This is a genomic window from Metapseudomonas resinovorans (assembly GCF_002003485.1).
GTDB lineage: Bacteria > Pseudomonadota > Gammaproteobacteria > Pseudomonadales > Pseudomonadaceae > Metapseudomonas > Metapseudomonas resinovorans_D.
In genome coordinates this window covers 38026-53718 of the sequence record NZ_BDMA01000005.1, presented here as the reverse complement: position 1 = coordinate 53718, position 15693 = coordinate 38026, and the positions used below count along the sequence as shown (strand labels likewise).

Genomic DNA, 15693 nt, shown 5'->3' with positions numbered 1-15693 from the left:
CCGGCGCGTAAATTACCCTGCCTTTTTCAATTTGGCCAGCACCTGTTTCGCGGGCCATGACGTTCCGGCTATCCCGAAAGGCGTGAAAACCATCGCTCAGAGCGCGAGGCTGTGGATCAGCTGCGAGGCATCTTGCGGGTCGCGTTTGCAAGTGAAGCCTAGTGCCCGGGAGAGACGCTGCATACGGACATTCGCCACGGTATCGATCGAGAACATCCGCTTGAAACCGTTATCGCGAGCGGTGTCGATGAGGTGGCGCATCAGGATCTCATCCAGGCCGAGGCCCTGCCAGGCGTCGGCGATGGTCACCGCGCACTCGCACTGGGTGGGGTCATCGGAAGCGGCGTAACGACTGACTCCGACTTCGACCGGTTTGCCGGCCCGATGCACTAATGCGACGTAGGCCATCTTGCGCCGGTAATCGACCTCCATCAGGTGGTCGAGCAGGCTGTCGCTTACTTCCTTGATCGCGCACAGGAAGCGGAAGTGGCGTGTTTGCGGGGAAAGGTCGCGGATGAACTCGGCTTCGCGCTCCCGATCTTCCGGACGCAACGGGCGGATTAGGACATGGCTGCCATCCGCAAGGGTTTCGACCCAATGCTCCTCCGGGACAGGGGCGCCGACACGGGCGGCGTGAGAATGCGCGCACTGTAGCTGGGACATGGCTGCGTACTCCGTAGTGAAAACCTGTCCCTTTTTCTACGCCGAATCGGCTGCGGCGGATTGATGGAGATCAAGCGAGTCGGGATGGGGGAAAATCAACCGACGAGCCGCACGTCCCGAGCCCTGGCGACCGTTATCTTGGGTAGGGGAGTTGGGCGTGCGTCTGCTCGGAAGGGAGCGAAGGAGGGGAGTCGCGCCGGCTGACCGGCGCGACCCGACGCATCAGAGGATGCTGATGGGGTACTCGATGAACGCGCGGACTTCGTTGAGATCCGGGCCCACCTGGTTGTCGGCGCGGTAGATGGAGTTGCGCAGCTTGAACGACAGGTCCTTGGCCGGGCCATCCTGCACCACGTACTTGAACTGGTTGAACAGCTCGCGCTCGGTGCCGTCGTTCTCGCCACCGGCAACGATGTCGGTGCCGCGTACGTAGGCGACCTTGTAGCTCAGGCCGGGGATGCCGTAACCACCGAAGTCCAGCTCGTAGCTGACCTGCCAGGACTGCTCGTCTTCCAGGTTGAAGTCCGAGTAGTAGGAGTTGGCCACGTAGATGGTTCTGCCGCCGTCGCCGAAGTTGTAGGCATAGCCGGCATCGCCGGTGTTGCGCTGGTGGGCGACGATGAAGGCGTGGGCGCCGATGCTGTACTTCGCGGCCAGGCTCCACAGGGTGTTCTTGTCGTCCTGACCGTCGCCACCGGAGGCCAGCGCCGCGTCGGAGCCGTCGTCGTACTTGGTGCGGTAGATGTTGAAGTCGAAGTTCAGCGCCTGCTGCTCAGCGAACGGAATGTTGTAGTTCACGTTGGCGTAGTACTTCTTGAACTGGTCCTCCACGTCGGAGTGGTAGAGGCTCACGCTCAGGTCGTCGGTGACGGTGTAGCTGCCGCCGACCACGTCGATGCTCTTCAGGCGGTTGGGGTCGCGCGCCGGGTCGCCCATGGGGCTGTCACCGGTGAAGCGGCCGACGTTCAGTTCCAGGCCCTCGATTTCCTTGCTGGTCAGCAGGGTGCCGGTGAAGGCCTGGGGCAGCAGGCGGCTGTCGTCATGGGCCAGTACCGGCAGGGACGGGAACTGGTTGCCGTACTTGAGCACGGTGTTGGAGACACGCAGCTTCACCGCCGCACCAGCCTCGGAAAGATCGTCCACCGGGCGGCCATCGCTGTCGGTGTCGAAGAACGCGGCATAATTGCGGCCACGGCCGCTGTCCAGTTTCACGCCCAGCAGGCCATAGGCGTCGACGCCGAAACCGATGGTGCCCTGGGTGAAACCCGACTCGAAGGTGCCGATGAAGCCCTGGCCCCAGGTCTTGGCGTCGTTGGTGTGGTCTTTGTAGTCACGGTTGAAATAGGCGTTGCGCAGCAGCAGGGTCGCGCTGGCATCTTCGACGAATCCTTTTGATTCGGATTGCTCACTGGCCATGGCGGGAACGGCGAGGGCGGCGGAAACCGCCAGCGCCAGAGCGCTCAAGGGGTTGAGTTTCGTCACGGGTGCTCCTGATGGACTTTGTTGGTCTTGATAAGGCAGGAATTCAAGAAGCTATCGACCACCGGAAGGCAGTGAGGCCTGCCGGTGGGCTGATAGGTAAAAATCCATTGGTTTTCGTTGTGATTGCCGGCTTTGCCGACGCGAAGCGCGCAAACAACTACCACGTGCGGCATCAATCAAAAAACTGTAATCATCAATTACGCATATTGATGAGATTAATATTTATCAAATTTGCAGCTGGGTATTCTGTGCGCGAGGGAACAGGGAATAGCCGATTCTCCCCGTGAATCGACTAGGGTTCCATCAACTTACTCTCTGATTCGGCCACCTCTTCGGAGGTGGCCTTTTTTTGTTGCGCGCGGCTAATCGCTTCGACTGCTCCATGAAGATACTTATGGATAATTGACAGATTCACTGCGGGTGCCGTAGTAGACGCATTCTCGTGGAATGCATTTGCACTTTAGTGTGTATGTCAAGAATTTCGGATGACTGGCGGCTAACAATTGAAAGAATCAAACCAAAGAAATCCACATCAATAGTTCCTATCAACGTATTTGATTTTGGATACAGGGAGAAATGCGTACACTTGCCCTCGATGAAGACTTTAGCCAAGTGCACTTCCTGGTCTTCCCCCAGGAATTGCGGTTGGCTTCCTCCACTTCATCAATCCTTTGGTTTTATTTAATGGCCGCCTTGCCCAAGGCGGCTTTTTTTATTGCCCGCATGAACGCCGCGAACACGACTTTTCTGCCAAAGAAGGGTGAGGACATGGCGAGCTCTCTCCATAGGGTTCGAGCCCGATTATGATGACGGCGACACTGGACACTTCGGGGAGCACCGACTCATGGATGCAGATACCGCCGACAATCATCTCGCCGCGCTGGCCGGCGCTATTGCCGATCCGGCGCGCTCACGCATGCTCTGCAGCCTGCTCGATGGCCATGCCCGCACCGCGACCGAGCTGGCCGCTGTCGCCGATATAGGTGCTTCCACCGCCAGCGGTCATTTCTCCCGCCTGCTGGAACAGGGCCTGGTTGTGCTGCACGTGCAGGGCCGGCACCGCTACTACCAGTTGGCTAGCCGCCAGGTCGCGCAGGCCCTGGAGAGCCTGCTGTCGCTGGCAGGCGTGCCTGCAGTGGCCTTCCGCCCTTCGACCCCCTCCGTGTTGCGCCAGGCGCGTACCTGCTACGACCACTGTGCGGGTGAAGTCGCCGTGCAGTTGCACGATGCCTTGCTGGCGGCGAACTGGATCGAAAGCCACGACAAGGATTACCGCATCACCGACGCCGGCAGCCAGGCCCTTGGGCGACTGGGAATCGACCTGGCCGAAGTGCAACGTCAACGGAGACGTCTGGCCTATCCGTGCATGGACTGGAGCGAGCGCACGCCGCATATCGGCGGTGCACTGGGCGCGGCCTTGCTTGACCTGATGCTCAAGCGCGGCTGGGTAACCCGCCACCTCGACTCCCGCGCCTTGAGCGTGACGCCAAAGGGAGCTTCCAGCCTGTCGAAAAGCTTCGGCATGGCGCTCGTCCGGCGCTGATGCCGCGGCTATCCAATTCACGAACCATTCACCATTCCATGCAGGGGAAGTACGCCAATGTCGGTTGCCGAATTGCTGAGAAAACGCATATCTGTCCGCGCCTTCACCGCCGAGCCGGTCGAGGCGCAAACCGTGCTGGACCTGCTTGAGGACGCGCGCTGGTCTCCGTCGGGCGGCAACCTCCAGCCGTGGAAAGTCATAGCGGTCAGCGGGGAAGAAAAGCTCGCCCTGGAACGACTTGCCGTTGAAACCCTGCTGAAGAACCCACAGGGCGAGGCGGGTGATCATCCCATCTACCCGGAAGGGCTCATCGATCCGTATCGCTCACGCCGCTACAAGGTGGGCGAGGACATGTACGCGCTGCTCGGCATTCCTCGTGAAGACAAGGCTGCGCGGCTGCGCAATCTCTCGCGCAACTACCAGTTCTTCGGCGCACCGGTCGGCATTTTCTTCGTCATCGACCGTTCCATGGGACATGGCCAGTGGGCGCATGTCGGCATGTTCATGCAGTCGTTGGCCCTGCTGGCCGAAGAGCGCGGCCTGGCGACCTGTATGCAGGAAGCGTGGGGCATGGTGCGCGAGAGCCTGCACCGGCATTTCGAGCTGCCGGAGCACGAACTGGTCTATTGCGGCATGGCGTTGGGTCATGCGGATCGCTCGGCACCGGTCAACAACCTGCGCTCGGATCGCGCGCCGGTGGAAGAATTTGCCCAGCTGAGAGGTTTTGCCTGATTCGTGCTCGCTGGATCTGCCCGTCACCCGGATGAGCCATCTCTCTCATTCACTTCCTGGTCCATCGGTACCAGGGCGAGGAACGCAGGGGTGTCCACGTGGATGCTTTGCAGTTTGTCGCCTAACTGTCCGGATTCGGGATTGCGACTGAACAGGTCGACGCTGTTATCCCCCTGATTGGCGACCAGGACGAACCTCCCATCGGCTGCGAGCACGAACTCGCGCGGCATGCGTCCCACCGGTGACCGATCGGCGAAGGTGAGAAGGCCGTTGTCAGGGTTTACCGAAAACACGATCAGGTGGTTGTCATCGCCGCGATTGAGTACCAGCAAGAAACGACCGTCCGCGGAAAGATGCAGCGCCCCGGCAGCCACTTGGCCGGAGAAGCCGGTGGGTGCAAGCGGGAGCGCCTGCAATTCCGTGAGCCTGCCTCCGCTGTGCGAAAGGCTCATCACAGCGCCTGAGAGCTCCAGCGTCAGATAGGCGAAACGGCCATCCTCGGAAAACACCATATGCCGGGGTCCGCTACCGGGCGGTGCAGGGAAATAGGGCGGTTCGGCGGGTTCCAGCGGCCGATCCGGATTGTCTGGCCGGTAGCGGTAAGCCATGACCTTGTCCGCTCCCAGGTCCGCTGCGAACAGGTATTCGCCTGAAGGCGTCATCACCGCTGAGTGCATATGGCCGGTCGCTTGCCGGTCCCGGTTGACGCCGCTTCCGGGGTACGCCTCGCACTGCCGCACCGCGCCGAGCGCGCCACTGGAACCTGCCCGGATCACGGCCAATGAGCCGCCGGTTAAAGACGCGTAATTGGCGACGAACAGATAGCGTCCATCGGGGCTGATGCTGGCGTAAGTAGGTTCGTCGCCCTGTGATTCCCGCGAATCCACCTCATGCATTTCACCCGTGCGGGGATTGAAGCGGAAGGAGCTGATACGCCCGCCACTGCAGTCATTCGCATCACTGGCGTTTTCATTGACGGCGAAGAACAGCTGTCGATTGTGGCTCCGGACGATGAAAGAAGGATTCGCGCTGCGGATCAGACCCACCGGCCCGTGGATACTGCCCAGTTGGGCATTGAAGCGATAGAGATAGATGCCTTCACTGCGACCCTGGGTATAGGTGCCCACCAGCAGGTAGAAGCGGCCTGTGGGAGATGCTGTGGAGCCAGCGCTAGGGTCAATCGGGGCGAGCAGCAGGTCAGGCATGCCGAGGATCCTCTTCATGGTGGCGAGCTCCAGGTGGATGGCCGGTTGACTGCAACCCGGTGGACTGGGTTCAGAAGGACTCCACATTCAAACCTTTCCGCGTTCGCCATGGCCCCCAAAAAACGGAACCTGGAGAACGATGTATGGCCAGTTAGAAGTTGCGCGCCACTGTCATCTGTCAGCGAGACGGGAAAGTGCTGTTGGTGAGAAAGACGAATCACGAGAAAGCCCGCCACGTCTTTTAGGGGAGGGGGACGTGGCGGCAGTCTTTTTTTCGATTTGCTATGGGCGGCTGTGCCCAAAGGTGCTTCTCGCAGAAGCTGCACAACCTTTATCCCTTCTTTGGGGACCTTTTCAGCATACTCCCGTGCAAAGCCAGGCGTCAGAATGTTCCGAGCCGAAGCGGCTTGGACTCATGACTGTTGGGCAAGGACACAGGAGGAGCTAGGCCTTTTCTGGATACCAACACGTATATAGGCGACCGACGGAAGGGAAGCCGCCTCGGCTGGGTATGAGCGAGCAGCCGGGCGGCGCAGTCCTGCGTCGCAGGACGAACGGAGTGTAGTTCAGTGTTACAGGGACCTTCAGGAAATAGGGTCGAATCGGTCTAAGCAGAATGTCACCCGAGGTGTATACCAATACAGCCAGTTTGGCGCACTCACGGCGGTAACGAACCTCAGCCGATGGAATCTTGATGATTCGGACCCTGCAAACTCGACTGCACGACAGGCTTGCGCAGCTCCTTCCACGCCATCTCGTACAAGTGTCCATGGCGCCCGACGGAATCGGGACAATAGCCATCAAAACCATGAGTTCCGACGAGAGCTGGACGATCACTGGTTTGAACATTCAATCGCTCATGGGAAAAGGAGCAATGGAAGACGTAGTCGACGAGATTCTCCTGGAAGTTTTTTCGTTGAACGACGGGCCGCCGATGCATTCATTGAACATCGCAAAGAAGGCCTGACGAACACAGGATCTGGTTGGGCGGTCAGATCAGATCCTTTTCGCTTCTCCCATCCCCGATTTAGACCGCATCCCTTCATTTCCTGCGGGCCGTGACTCGCCAAAAAACTGGGAATTATCGCAAACCACCCCAGGTCTCAGACCGACGTGCGTGCTACTTGAAGGCTGCATGGGATAATCTTGCGCCACGAATCAACCATGAAGCTGTGAATTGAACGATGGGTTTTGAACAACTAGCTGAACTACGTGATCGTCTGCGGGCTGAAGCAAATCAGGTAAAGACTGCCAGCCCCAAGCCTTCCAAACGGAAGCCCTCTCCCCAGGCAAAGCCTCGTGACCAGGATCCTGCAGTGGAAGCGATCTGGCGCTTGCAGAAGCACTTCCCCTTGGCGTTTCCAGTCAATCCGGCACCCAAGGTTCCGCTTAAGGAGGGCATTTTCAAGGACGCTGAGCAACATCTGGAATTACTGGGAATTACCAGCGAACAGCTCAAACTGGGGATCGCTACCTGGTGCCGCGGAAGTCGTTATTGGGCAAGCATGGTCGAGAATGCGTCGCGCCTGGACTTGAACGGTCAAGCAGTTGGCACGGTGACGGCAAGTCAGGCGCTGCATGCGAAGCAGCAAGCTTCGCGGCAGCGCGGGCAAGATCGACGTAACCGTGCGAAACCCAAAAAGGCCACCCCAGACTCTGCCGCGGATATCGCAGCGGAATGACTGGAAGCATCTGAGCCCGGAGTCGAGTCGCCTATCCAGTTGGATCACTGGCAAGTGCGCGAGTTAACCAGCACCCCTAGGGGGGGTGTGTGGTGCTCTGAAGGCGATTCGACGGGCAGCTTCTGGCCGAAAACAGAGGTTCAAAGCAAGAATCAGCTGCCCCTCTGGCCGTCAGTGGATCGTAGGGAAACGCTCTTTCACCAATGCCTGAGCCTGATGGGCCATCTGGTCGAGCAGGCGGTCGCGTTTGTTCTCGGCCTCGCTCATGGCCTTCTTGCCGTGTTGCTGCACCAGGTAGGCGTGGATTTGTCGTACTTCCTTGGATTGGAATATCGGCGCCAGGTCCTGCACCGCCACCATGCCGTCCGAGCGGTGATCGCGGGTATTCAGCAGCACGTGCGGACCTTGCGCTGCCAGTATCTGAAATCCCATCGACTCAAAGGTCGGCACCTTGTTCGCCGCGCAGGCCAGCTCGGCGTGAGGCCGATGCTTGACCATCTGCTGCAACAATGCCCGGGCAATACCGCGTCGGCGGTGGCTGGCCTTGACAGCCACATAGGCCAGCGTGCAGGCCTCGGCATCATCCTGGCTCGGTAGGTACAGGGCAAAACCCAGCACCTGGGAGGGATCTTCATCATCCAGGGCCAGGATCAACCGCGCGGTGCTCTCCGAAGCGTTGTTCATGGCTTGCAGATACAGGTGCACCTCGTAGCCAATCACGTACTGATACAACTGATAGAGCGGATTGCTGGGCGTCAGCGACACCGGGCTGATGTCGCTGAAGTAGTCCACCACCATTTGTAGTACCTGACTCTTCAGGGATTCGGGCGGCGATGTGTCCAGGAATGCAAGGGTGAACATCTGAAGCTGGCTCCGGGCGTGCCCGATTCGGGGAATCGGCGCTGGCGCCATTGTAAGCCCTCGGCGGACGGAAGCTTCAGGTCAAAAGCGGTCGTGCAAGGCCGGGAGTTGGTATCGAACTGCTTTGCCTACTGTTGGGATGACAGCCTCGACAAATGGCTACTGACCCACTCCTGGCTCATTTCCCAGAGCCTTGAAGCCAAGGCCACGTCCTGGGCTACGGGAGAAGGTTCGGCCTTCTTGCAGTCCACGTAGTACTGACCGCTCTGGTTCGTCAAGGCGGGTTCTGTTGCGCAGTACAGGGTGGTGGCTGCTCCATCAGCTTCGCTGCGCATGAATTGCTTGACTAGCCAGGCGGCTGGAGCGGGGAGGGCGCGCCAGACGTTGGTGGCAACAACCCCCGGGTGGACTGCATAGGTGGTCACTCCGCTCCCGTCCAGACGCTTTGCCAATTCCCGGGTAAACAACAGATTGGCCAGCTTGGCTTCGGCGTACTCCCTGAGTCCGGTCCGACTGGCCGTAGACTGACGTACAGCGCTCATATCGATGGTCCGTGCATGACGATGAGCTTTGCTGGAGACCATGACGACTCGCGCAGGAGCAGATTCCTTGAGGCGTTCGAGCAGCAGCTGCACCAGCAGGAAGTGGCCAACGTGACAGGTGCCGAATGTCAGCTCGAATCCGGATCTTGTCAGCCCACGTTGGCCTGCCAGGCCCGCATTGCCGACCAGCAGGTGCAGAGGAAGGCGAAGCTTGAGGAATGCTTCGGCGCAGCGTCGTACTGAGTCCAGGTCTGCAAGGTCCAGGGGGATGTAAGCAGCTTTTGCCGTCCCATCACTGGCTTGGGAAATTTCGTCCAGGACAGGGCGTGTGCGCTCTGCGGAGCGGCAGGCGAGGAACACCCGGTACCCTTGCAGTGCCAGCTCCCGCGCGGTGACACGGCCGATGCCGGAGTTGGCACCGGTGATCAGCGCCACCTTCCCATTGGGAATGACTTTACTCACGTATTCGCTCCTTTCAGTGAGGCGCATGGTTCTGCTGTTTCACGAGATCCAGCGCAACGTCGACGATCATATCCTCTTGCCCACCGACCATGCGCCGTTTGCCCAGCTCGACGAGGATGTCGAGGGTCTTCAGCCCATACTTCGCCGCGGCCACTTCGGCGTGGCGCAGGAAGCTGGAGTAGACGCCGGCATAGCCAAGGCCGAGGGTTTCGCGGTCGACCCGCACCGGGCGGTCCTGGAGTGGACGCACCAGGTCATCGGCGGCGTCCATCAGGCGGTACAGGTCGGTGCCGTGATTCCAGCCCAACCGCTCCGCGGCTGCAATGAATACCTCCAGCGGCGCGTTGCCGGCGCCGGCGCCCATGCCGGCCAGGCTGGCGTCGATGCGGTCGCAGCCTTCTTCTACCGCCGTGATCGAATTGGCCACGCCCAGGCTGAGGTTGTGGTGTGCGTGCATACCGGTCTGGGTGGCTGGATCGAGCACCGCCTTGAAGGCGCGCATGCGGTCACGGATGTCATTCATGTTCATCGCGCCGCCTGAGTCGGCCATGTAGATGCACTGGGCCCCGTAGCTCTCCATCAGCTTGCCCTGGCGAGCCAGCTCCTCGGCCGGAATCATGTGGCTCATCATCAGGAAGCCCACGGTGTCCATGCCGAGCGAGCGGGCGTATTCGATGTGTTGCCTGGACACATCCGCCTCGGTGCAGTGGGTGGCCACGCGCACGGATCGGGCACCCGCGTCGTAGGCGGCCTTCAGGTCGTGCACGGTGCCGATGCCGGGCAGCAGCAGCACGGTCAGGGTGGCGTGTTCGATGACGTCCGCCGCCGCTTCGATCCACTCCAGGTCGGTGTGGGCACCGAAGCCGTAGTTGAAGCTGGAGCCTTGCAGGCCGTCTCCGTGGGTGACCTCGATGGAGTCCACCCTGGCCTGGTCCAGCGCGCGGGCGATGGCCTGAACCTGCTCGATCGAGTACTGGTGGCGAATCGCGTGGCTGCCATCACGCAGGGTCACGTCGGAGATATAGAGCTTCTTCTCATTCATACCTGATCCCCTCGTTAGCTTTTTAGTGACTGCGCCATGCGCTCGGCAGTGGCCAGCGCGGCAGAGGTCATGATGTCGAGATTGCCGGCATAGCTCGGCAGGTAGTGAGCGGCACCTTCCACTTCGAGGAAAATCGAAGTCTTCAGCCCAGAAAAGCGACCGTGGCCGGGAATGTTCAACGGCGCATCCTCCGGTATCACATCGAACTGCACCCGCTGCTTCAGCCGGTAGCCCGGCACGTAGGCCTGAACGGCCGCAGCCATATCTTCGATGCTCGCTTCTACTTCAACTTGATCGGCGGCCTCGCTGAGGACGAACACGGTATCGCGCATCATCAAGGGCGGTTCGGCTGGATTCATGATGATGATGGCCTTGCCCTTGGTTGCCCCACCGATCACTTCGATGGCTTTCGAAGTGGTTTCGGTGAATTCGTCGATATTGGCGCGTGTTCCCGGGCCAGCGGATTTGCTGGCAATGGAGGCGATGATTTCCGCGTAGTGAACCTTAGCCACCCGCGATACGGCTGCCACCATGGGGATCGTGGCCTGGCCACCGCAGGTCACCATATTCACATTGAGCTCGTTTCGATGCTCCTCCACGTTCACTACCGGAACGCAGTAGGGGCCAATCGCCGCGGGGGTCAGATCGACCAGTCGAATCCTGGGCTTGATGGTGCGCAGAAAGGCATCGTTCTTCACGTGGGCGGAAGCCGATGTCGCGTCGAAGACAAAGTCGATCTCATCGAAGTTCGGCAAGCGGGTCAGGCCTTCGACCCCTTCGTGGGTGGTCGCTACGCCGAGTCGCGCGGCGCGGGCCAGGCCATCGGAAGCCGGGTCGATACCGACCATGGCACCCATCTCCAGGTGCTGGCCATGACGCATGATCTTGATCATCAGGTCGGTGCCGATATTGCCGGAGCCGACGATGGCGACCTTGAGTTTCTTTTGACTGTTCATCCGGGTCTCCAGGATCGGGCTCAGTAAAACCGGCAGCTGACTTCGCCCATGCGGGTCAGGCGTAGATGTAGGTGATCGCCGGCTTTGACCGGGGTCATCGGGCCCAAGGCACCGGAAAGCAGTACGTCGCCAGCCTTCAAGGGGCGGCCGATTTCGGCCATCGTGCGTGCCAACCACAGACAGGCATCCAGCGGATTGCCCAGACAGGCGGCGCCAACACCGATGGACGCCTGGGCACCGTTCTTCTCCAGCAGCATGCCCTCAAGACGGAGGTCCAGCGCCGACAGCCTGGTAGGCTGCTTGCCCAGCACGTAGAGCGCGGAGGAGGCATTGTCGGCCACGGTGTCGACCAAGGTGATCTTCCAGTCGCGAATGGCCGAATCGACGATCTCGATCGCAGGGAGCAGGTACTCCGTGGCATGAAGCAATTCGGCCAATGTGGTATCGGCATTGGGCAGGTCGCGGCCGAGCACGAAGGCAATTTCACCCTCGGCCTTCGGCTGGATCAGTCGGCTGCAATCGACGGCCTCCCCGTCGGCGACTTCCATATCGGCGAAGAGCATGCCGAAGTCCGGACGATCGACTCCCAGTTGCTGTTGCACCGCGTGGGAGGTGAGACCGATCTTGCGGCCGACCAGACGGCGGCCTTGTTCCAGTGCCTGTCGGGTATTGATCTCCTGGACCGCGTAGGCGCCAGAAAGGCTATCGATGCCGAAAGTGCTGGAAACCTGGTCACAAGGCGTTCGCTCCTGGCGCGCCTGCCTCAGCGCGGCAGCAGCCTGCTCCAGGTGCTTCAGGGATTCCTGGATGTGGTTCATGCGCTTTTCCTCAGGGATGCGATGCCGCTGTCACGGGTTGCCAGGTCCGGCCGCCAGCCCAGTTGCTCCCTCAACTCGGAAAGGGCTGCATCGAGGTCTTCGGCTTCGACCAGACCGAAGACGAACTTGTCCGGACGGATGATGGCGACCGCTTGGTGCTTGCGGCCATTGCGCCTGAACCACTTGACCAGCTCGCCGTCCGGCTCTTCGACTTCCACCAGCCCATCCGGTGTCTGGCGTTGCTCGTGCAGCCCCTGGGGACGGCCACCGAAGGGGTAGAGCGTCACGTAGCGGGTATCCAGCGCTTCAAGCAACTTCCGGGAGTCTGGCGAGAGAGCGTCGAGAGGATTGTTCTCCAGCCCGATCAAGGCGTAGCCCTCGCCTAGTACATCATCGAGCAGGACGCGCTTGCCCTTGAATGTGCGGACTTGGGGCTGCGGAATCGGCGTGCCCTCGACACCCTTGCGTCCCTTGCGGCGGAGGCCGAGATAGGTGCCGGGCTTGTAGGTCGGGGTAGGTTTGAAGCCACCTTCGCGCAGCCATTGGCCGGCGACCGGCGTGGCCTCGAGCACCTTGACCGCCAGGTTGCGAAGCGTGCTCGCCACCGGGTTGGACATGGAGACGAAGTCTTTCATCAGCACCGAGATGTCGATCATCGACTTGGCGTGGTGATAGCGCTCGCTACCGTAGGTGTCGAGCAACTTGTCGGTAGCCTTGCCACGCAGTACCGCATCCAGCTTCCACGCCAGGTTGTAGGCGTCGCGTACGCCCGAACTCATCCCCTGACCCATGAATTGAGGCGTCATGTGAGCGGCGTCGCCGGCCAGGAAGACGTGCCCCTTGCGCCACTCGCGGGCTACCAGCGCATTGAAGGTGTAGACCAGGCGGCGTTTGACCTCGAACTTGTCGGGATCGACGAAGCGGCTGATCAGCGCCCGTACGGTCGCCGGGTCTTCCATATGTTCCTTGGTCTGACCGGGCATCAGCATGAATTCGAAACGGTGGAACCGGCCAGGCTGCGGGCAGCTGACTACTGGAGCTTGCGGATCGCAGACAAAGTTGAAGTAGGGGATATGGCGCAAGGCGTCTGCGCCTTCCTTCATTTCCAGGTCGACCACCAGCCAGGGCTCGGGGAAGTTCTTGCCATCCATGCCGATGCCGAGCTTTTCCCGCACGGTGCTGCGGCCGCCATCGGCACCGACGAGGTAACGGGCTTTCAGGGTCACCGGCGCGGGATCGCTGTCGGCTTCGACGCGTGCATCGCTGCCGTCCGAGAAGCGGTAGCTGCGGGTGGCCTGGTGGGTAAGGGTGACGAGATCGCCGTCCTGCTGAAAGTCCACCAGTTCCCGGCCGCGCAGTACCTGCACCTGCGGATAACGCGAAAGCAGGTCGCTGAGCTTGGTTTCCATCCAGGGCTGGTAGAGGAAATTGATCACCGGCCAGCCGAAAGGCCGTTTGAGTTGCCAGTAGCGTCCGATCACGCGGCCGTCGGCGTGGGTCCACTGAGCGGGAGTATCCACCTGCATGTCCTGGGCGAGCTCGTTGGCCACGCCGGCCGACTGCATCACCCGCATGCACTCGTCGTCGGTGTAGACCGCCCGTGCATTGCCGTAGAAGGCCGGTTCACGCTCGAGTACCAGTACGGAAAGGCCGCGCTTGCCCAGCAGGTGGGCGAGGGTGGCGCCCGTCGGGCCGAGACCGGCAATGACCACGTCTATGAGCTTGTTGTCGTTGTTGTAGCTGTTCATTTCGAATGCGACTCCTGCAGCGGGGAGTACTCAGGGGAGAGCAACGAGCGCAAGCCGCGCCCGAAATTGCCCAGATTGGTGGAAAGCTTGTTCCAGGTACCCGTCTTCTCGGGGCGGTGTCCCCACAGGCTGATGCCCTGGTGTGTCGTGGGCTGCCAGGAGCGCTCATCCACTTCCAGCGCGTTCCAGCCAAGCTCGATTTCGAAGCCGGAAGGGCAGAGGACATAGAAGGACTGTTCGCGATCGTTCGGGTGCTCGCCGATCTCATGGGCCATCTCGAAACCCAGGGCACGACAGCGCAGGAAGGCATCGGTCAGCTCGCCCACCGAGGTCGTCAGCAGATTCATGTGCTGCGCCTTGGTGCGGATCGGATCCATGGGCAGGCCACGGACCTGGGCGATTGCGATGGAGTGGTGGCGTGGATTGACCCGGAAGAAGTCGATGTCCACGGTGACGCCCGCCAGTTGCTCGACAATGCTGTCGCTCTGGCGCGCATCGAAAATTTCCTGCCAGAAGCGCCGCATGGCCTTGCCCCGACGACTGGTAATCGCCAGGTGGCCCATGCCGGCCTCGCCGGTGATGAAACCGGCGCAGAGCATGTCGAGTGGCTCGTCGGTGGTCAGCGGCTCAATGAACAGTTCGATGGCCAAACGCTTGGGGCCGATAATCCGCCAGAAATGCGCCACGCCCCGTACCGCTGCTTCTCGCTCAGAGCTGGCCTGGACTGCGATTCCGCGCGTCTTCAGGCGCTGCAGCACAATGTCGAGGGTCGCCTGGTCGCGCAGTTGCCAACCTATTGCGACAAAGTCTTCGGCCGGCCCGCGCTGGATGATGACCCGGCGTTGATGCGCGTCCATGCGGAAGGCCAGGGAGTCCCGGTCCGCATGCTGCAGATGGAGCCCGATGCCATCCTTGAGGAAGGTCTTCCAGTGGTCGATCCGATTCGACTCGATCAGCGCATAGCCCATGCTGCTGGCGCCGAAAATATCCTGATTCATCTGCACGACTCCTCGGGGATCAGGCCGGAACCCGGTTCATCAGGAACCCGGTGGTAACTGCGTTGAATTCCGCCGCGCGCTCCCACTGCACCCAGTGGCCGGTCTTGTTGAACAGGTAGAGATCACAGTTGGGCATGCGCTTGCGCAGCGCTTCGCCACCGCTCGGGCGGTTCACCTTGTCGGCGGAGCCCCAGAGCACCAACGTGGGGACCTGGCACTGCGCCAGTCGGGCATCACGAGTGAAGTCCATGCGCAGTGCTGCTTTCAGACCCTTGGGGCGGCGCAGTGGTGGGGCTGCGACAACTTCCGGGTCAATGCTGGAGCGGAAGCGTTCTTCAATCATCGCGTCTGACACCTGGCTGCCGTCGTACACCAGGTACTCGCGGATGAAGCGGGTGATCTTTTCCAGCGTGGGGCCTTCGCCGCTGTAATAGTTCAGCAACTGGTTGAGGCCTGGAGTGGGTAGGCTGCGAGTGGTGTTGATACCGCCGGGCCCCATCAGTACCAAGGCGGAAACTCGCTTTGGGGCATCCAGCGCCATGCGCAGGGCACAGGCTCCGCCCAGGGAGTTGCCGACCACGTGGGCACGCTTGATGTCCAGGGCGTCGAGCAGTCCGAGCATCGCGCTGGCCAGGTCGCCGAAGGGATCGTCGCGATTCACGCCCTTGGTGGACTTGCCATAACCTGGCATGTCCGCGACCAGTACGCGAAAGTGCTTGGCCAGGGCTTCGATATTTTTCGAATAGTTGGACAGACCGGACGCGCCGGCACCGCCGCCGTGAAGCATGAGCAGCGGATAACCCTGTCCCAGTTCGTTGATGAAGATCTGGCGTTTGCCGACGGTCACACTGCGGGAGGTGATCTTGGGAATGGCTTCGTTGCTGCTCATGGCGCGCTGCTCTCTGATGGAAGATGAGTCGCTCTGTTAGCGATGATATTCATGTCTATATTTGAACACA

General features: G+C 60.8%; 16 protein-coding genes. 5 read left to right on the top strand and 11 right to left on the bottom strand.

Features of this window, described 5'->3' with window-relative positions; all coding sequences use genetic code 11:
• Window positions 1–96: 96 nt before the first annotated feature.
• On the bottom strand, window positions 97–663 hold the full coding sequence (locus tag MnOB_RS01450; protein ID WP_077521196.1) for a GNAT family N-acetyltransferase: 567 nt from the start codon (window positions 661–663) through the stop codon (window positions 97–99).
• Window positions 664–885: 222 nt separating this feature from the next.
• Window positions 886–2079, bottom strand: coding sequence for an OprD family porin (locus tag MnOB_RS01445; protein WP_077521286.1), 1194 nt, complete (start codon window positions 2077–2079; stop codon window positions 886–888).
• A 77-nt stretch (window positions 2080–2156) separates the two neighbouring features.
• Here MnOB_RS01445 and MnOB_RS28715 point away from each other — a divergent pair, with 77 nt between their 5' ends.
• The 3 genes from MnOB_RS28715 to MnOB_RS01430 all read left to right on the top strand — a co-directional run bounded on the left by MnOB_RS28715 (window position 2157) and on the right by MnOB_RS01430 (window position 4420).
• On the top strand, window positions 2157–2432 hold the full coding sequence (locus MnOB_RS28715) for a hypothetical protein (protein ID WP_158713754.1): 276 nt from the start codon (window positions 2157–2159) through the stop codon (window positions 2430–2432).
• A gap of 557 nt (window positions 2433–2989) precedes the next feature.
• Complete coding sequence (locus MnOB_RS01435) at window positions 2990–3688, top strand: ArsR/SmtB family transcription factor (protein ID WP_077521190.1); 699 nt, start codon at window positions 2990–2992, stop codon at window positions 3686–3688.
• A 57-nt stretch (window positions 3689–3745) separates the two neighbouring features.
• The gene (locus MnOB_RS01430) at window positions 3746–4420 is read left to right on the top strand and encodes a nitroreductase (protein WP_077521187.1); all 675 of its coding nucleotides are present in this window, start codon (window positions 3746–3748) and stop codon (window positions 4418–4420) included.
• A gap of 23 nt (window positions 4421–4443) precedes the next feature.
• Here the strand turns inward: MnOB_RS01430 and MnOB_RS01425 are convergent, their stop codons facing one another.
• Complete coding sequence (locus MnOB_RS01425; RefSeq protein WP_234358185.1) at window positions 4444–5625, bottom strand: lactonase family protein; 1182 nt, start codon at window positions 5623–5625, stop codon at window positions 4444–4446.
• Between the two features lie 694 nt (window positions 5626–6319).
• Here MnOB_RS01425 and MnOB_RS01420 point away from each other — a divergent pair.
• Together MnOB_RS01420 and MnOB_RS01415 are read left to right on the top strand one after the other, a co-directional pair.
• Entirely contained in the window at window positions 6320–6592 is a 273-nt protein-coding gene (locus MnOB_RS01420) for a hypothetical protein (RefSeq protein ID WP_077521181.1), read from the top strand.
• A gap of 217 nt (window positions 6593–6809) precedes the next feature.
• Window positions 6810–7307, top strand: a complete 498-nt coding sequence (locus MnOB_RS01415; protein WP_077521177.1) for a ProQ/FinO family protein — start codon at window positions 6810–6812, stop codon at window positions 7305–7307.
• Between the two features lie 171 nt (window positions 7308–7478).
• Here MnOB_RS01415 and MnOB_RS01410 read toward each other — a convergent pair whose 3' ends face one another.
• The 8 genes from MnOB_RS01410 to MnOB_RS01375 form a co-directional block, all read right to left on the bottom strand.
• Complete coding sequence (locus tag MnOB_RS01410) at window positions 7479–8168, bottom strand: GNAT family N-acetyltransferase (protein ID WP_077521174.1); 690 nt, start codon at window positions 8166–8168, stop codon at window positions 7479–7481.
• Between the two features lie 128 nt (window positions 8169–8296).
• Window positions 8297–9172, bottom strand: a complete 876-nt coding sequence (locus tag MnOB_RS01405) for an SDR family NAD(P)-dependent oxidoreductase (RefSeq protein WP_077521171.1) — start codon at window positions 9170–9172, stop codon at window positions 8297–8299.
• Between the two features lie 13 nt (window positions 9173–9185).
• Window positions 9186–10214, bottom strand: coding sequence for a 4-hydroxy-2-oxovalerate aldolase (dmpG, locus tag MnOB_RS01400; RefSeq protein ID WP_077521168.1), 1029 nt, complete (start codon window positions 10212–10214; stop codon window positions 9186–9188).
• A 14-nt stretch (window positions 10215–10228) separates the two neighbouring features.
• Window positions 10229–11170, bottom strand: coding sequence for an acetaldehyde dehydrogenase (acetylating) (locus tag MnOB_RS01395; RefSeq protein WP_077521165.1), 942 nt, complete (start codon window positions 11168–11170; stop codon window positions 10229–10231).
• Between the two features lie 20 nt (window positions 11171–11190).
• The gene (locus MnOB_RS01390; protein WP_077521162.1) at window positions 11191–11988 is read right to left on the bottom strand and encodes a 2-keto-4-pentenoate hydratase; all 798 of its coding nucleotides are present in this window, start codon (window positions 11986–11988) and stop codon (window positions 11191–11193) included.
• Complete coding sequence (gene mhpA / locus MnOB_RS01385; protein ID WP_077521159.1) at window positions 11985–13736, bottom strand: bifunctional 3-(3-hydroxy-phenyl)propionate/3-hydroxycinnamic acid hydroxylase MhpA; 1752 nt, start codon at window positions 13734–13736, stop codon at window positions 11985–11987. The genes MnOB_RS01390 and mhpA overlap by 4 nt, the downstream gene beginning before the upstream one ends.
• Window positions 13733–14734 (bottom strand): VOC family protein, encoded by a 1002-nt coding sequence (locus MnOB_RS01380; RefSeq protein ID WP_199824420.1) that lies wholly within the window; start codon window positions 14732–14734, stop codon window positions 13733–13735. Before MnOB_RS01380 ends, mhpA begins: the two co-directional genes overlap by 4 nt.
• Before the next feature lie 19 nt (window positions 14735–14753).
• Window positions 14754–15623 carry an alpha/beta fold hydrolase gene (locus MnOB_RS01375; protein WP_077521155.1) on the bottom strand — a complete coding sequence of 290 codons (870 nt, stop codon included), beginning with the start codon at window positions 15621–15623 and terminating at the stop codon, window positions 14754–14756.
• Window positions 15624–15693 lie beyond the last annotated feature (70 nt).

Excerpts from the sequence above, each read along its gene's own strand:
- MnOB_RS01430 (WP_077521187.1), top strand. The coding sequence starts at position 3,746 with ATGTCGGTTGCCGAATTGCTGAGAAAACGCATATCTGTCCGCGCCTTC.
- MnOB_RS01380 (WP_199824420.1), bottom strand. The coding sequence starts at position 14,734 with ATGAATCAGGATATTTTCGGCGCCAGCAGCATGGGCTATGCGCTGATC.
- MnOB_RS01375 (WP_077521155.1), bottom strand. The coding sequence starts at position 15,623 with ATGAGCAGCAACGAAGCCATTCCCAAGATCACCTCCCGCAGTGTGACC.
- MnOB_RS01390 (WP_077521162.1), bottom strand. The coding sequence starts at position 11,988 with ATGAACCACATCCAGGAATCCCTGAAGCACCTGGAGCAGGCTGCTGCC.
- MnOB_RS01425 (WP_234358185.1), bottom strand. The coding sequence starts at position 5,625 with ATGCCTGACCTGCTGCTCGCCCCGATTGACCCTAGCGCTGGCTCCACA.
- dmpG (WP_077521168.1), bottom strand. The coding sequence starts at position 10,214 with ATGAATGAGAAGAAGCTCTATATCTCCGACGTGACCCTGCGTGATGGC.
- MnOB_RS01415 (WP_077521177.1), top strand. The coding sequence starts at position 6,810 with ATGGGTTTTGAACAACTAGCTGAACTACGTGATCGTCTGCGGGCTGAA.
- MnOB_RS28715 (WP_158713754.1), top strand. The coding sequence starts at position 2,157 with ATGGACTTTGTTGGTCTTGATAAGGCAGGAATTCAAGAAGCTATCGAC.
- MnOB_RS01410 (WP_077521174.1), bottom strand. The coding sequence starts at position 8,168 with ATGTTCACCCTTGCATTCCTGGACACATCGCCGCCCGAATCCCTGAAG.
- MnOB_RS01420 (WP_077521181.1), top strand. The coding sequence starts at position 6,320 with ATGATTCGGACCCTGCAAACTCGACTGCACGACAGGCTTGCGCAGCTC.
- mhpA (WP_077521159.1), bottom strand. The coding sequence starts at position 13,736 with ATGAACAGCTACAACAACGACAACAAGCTCATAGACGTGGTCATTGCC.
- MnOB_RS01445 (WP_077521286.1), bottom strand. The coding sequence starts at position 2,079 with ATGGCCAGTGAGCAATCCGAATCAAAAGGATTCGTCGAAGATGCCAGC.
- MnOB_RS01435 (WP_077521190.1), top strand. The coding sequence starts at position 2,990 with ATGGATGCAGATACCGCCGACAATCATCTCGCCGCGCTGGCCGGCGCT.
- MnOB_RS01450 (WP_077521196.1), bottom strand. The coding sequence starts at position 663 with ATGTCCCAGCTACAGTGCGCGCATTCTCACGCCGCCCGTGTCGGCGCC.
- MnOB_RS01395 (WP_077521165.1), bottom strand. The coding sequence starts at position 11,170 with ATGAACAGTCAAAAGAAACTCAAGGTCGCCATCGTCGGCTCCGGCAAT.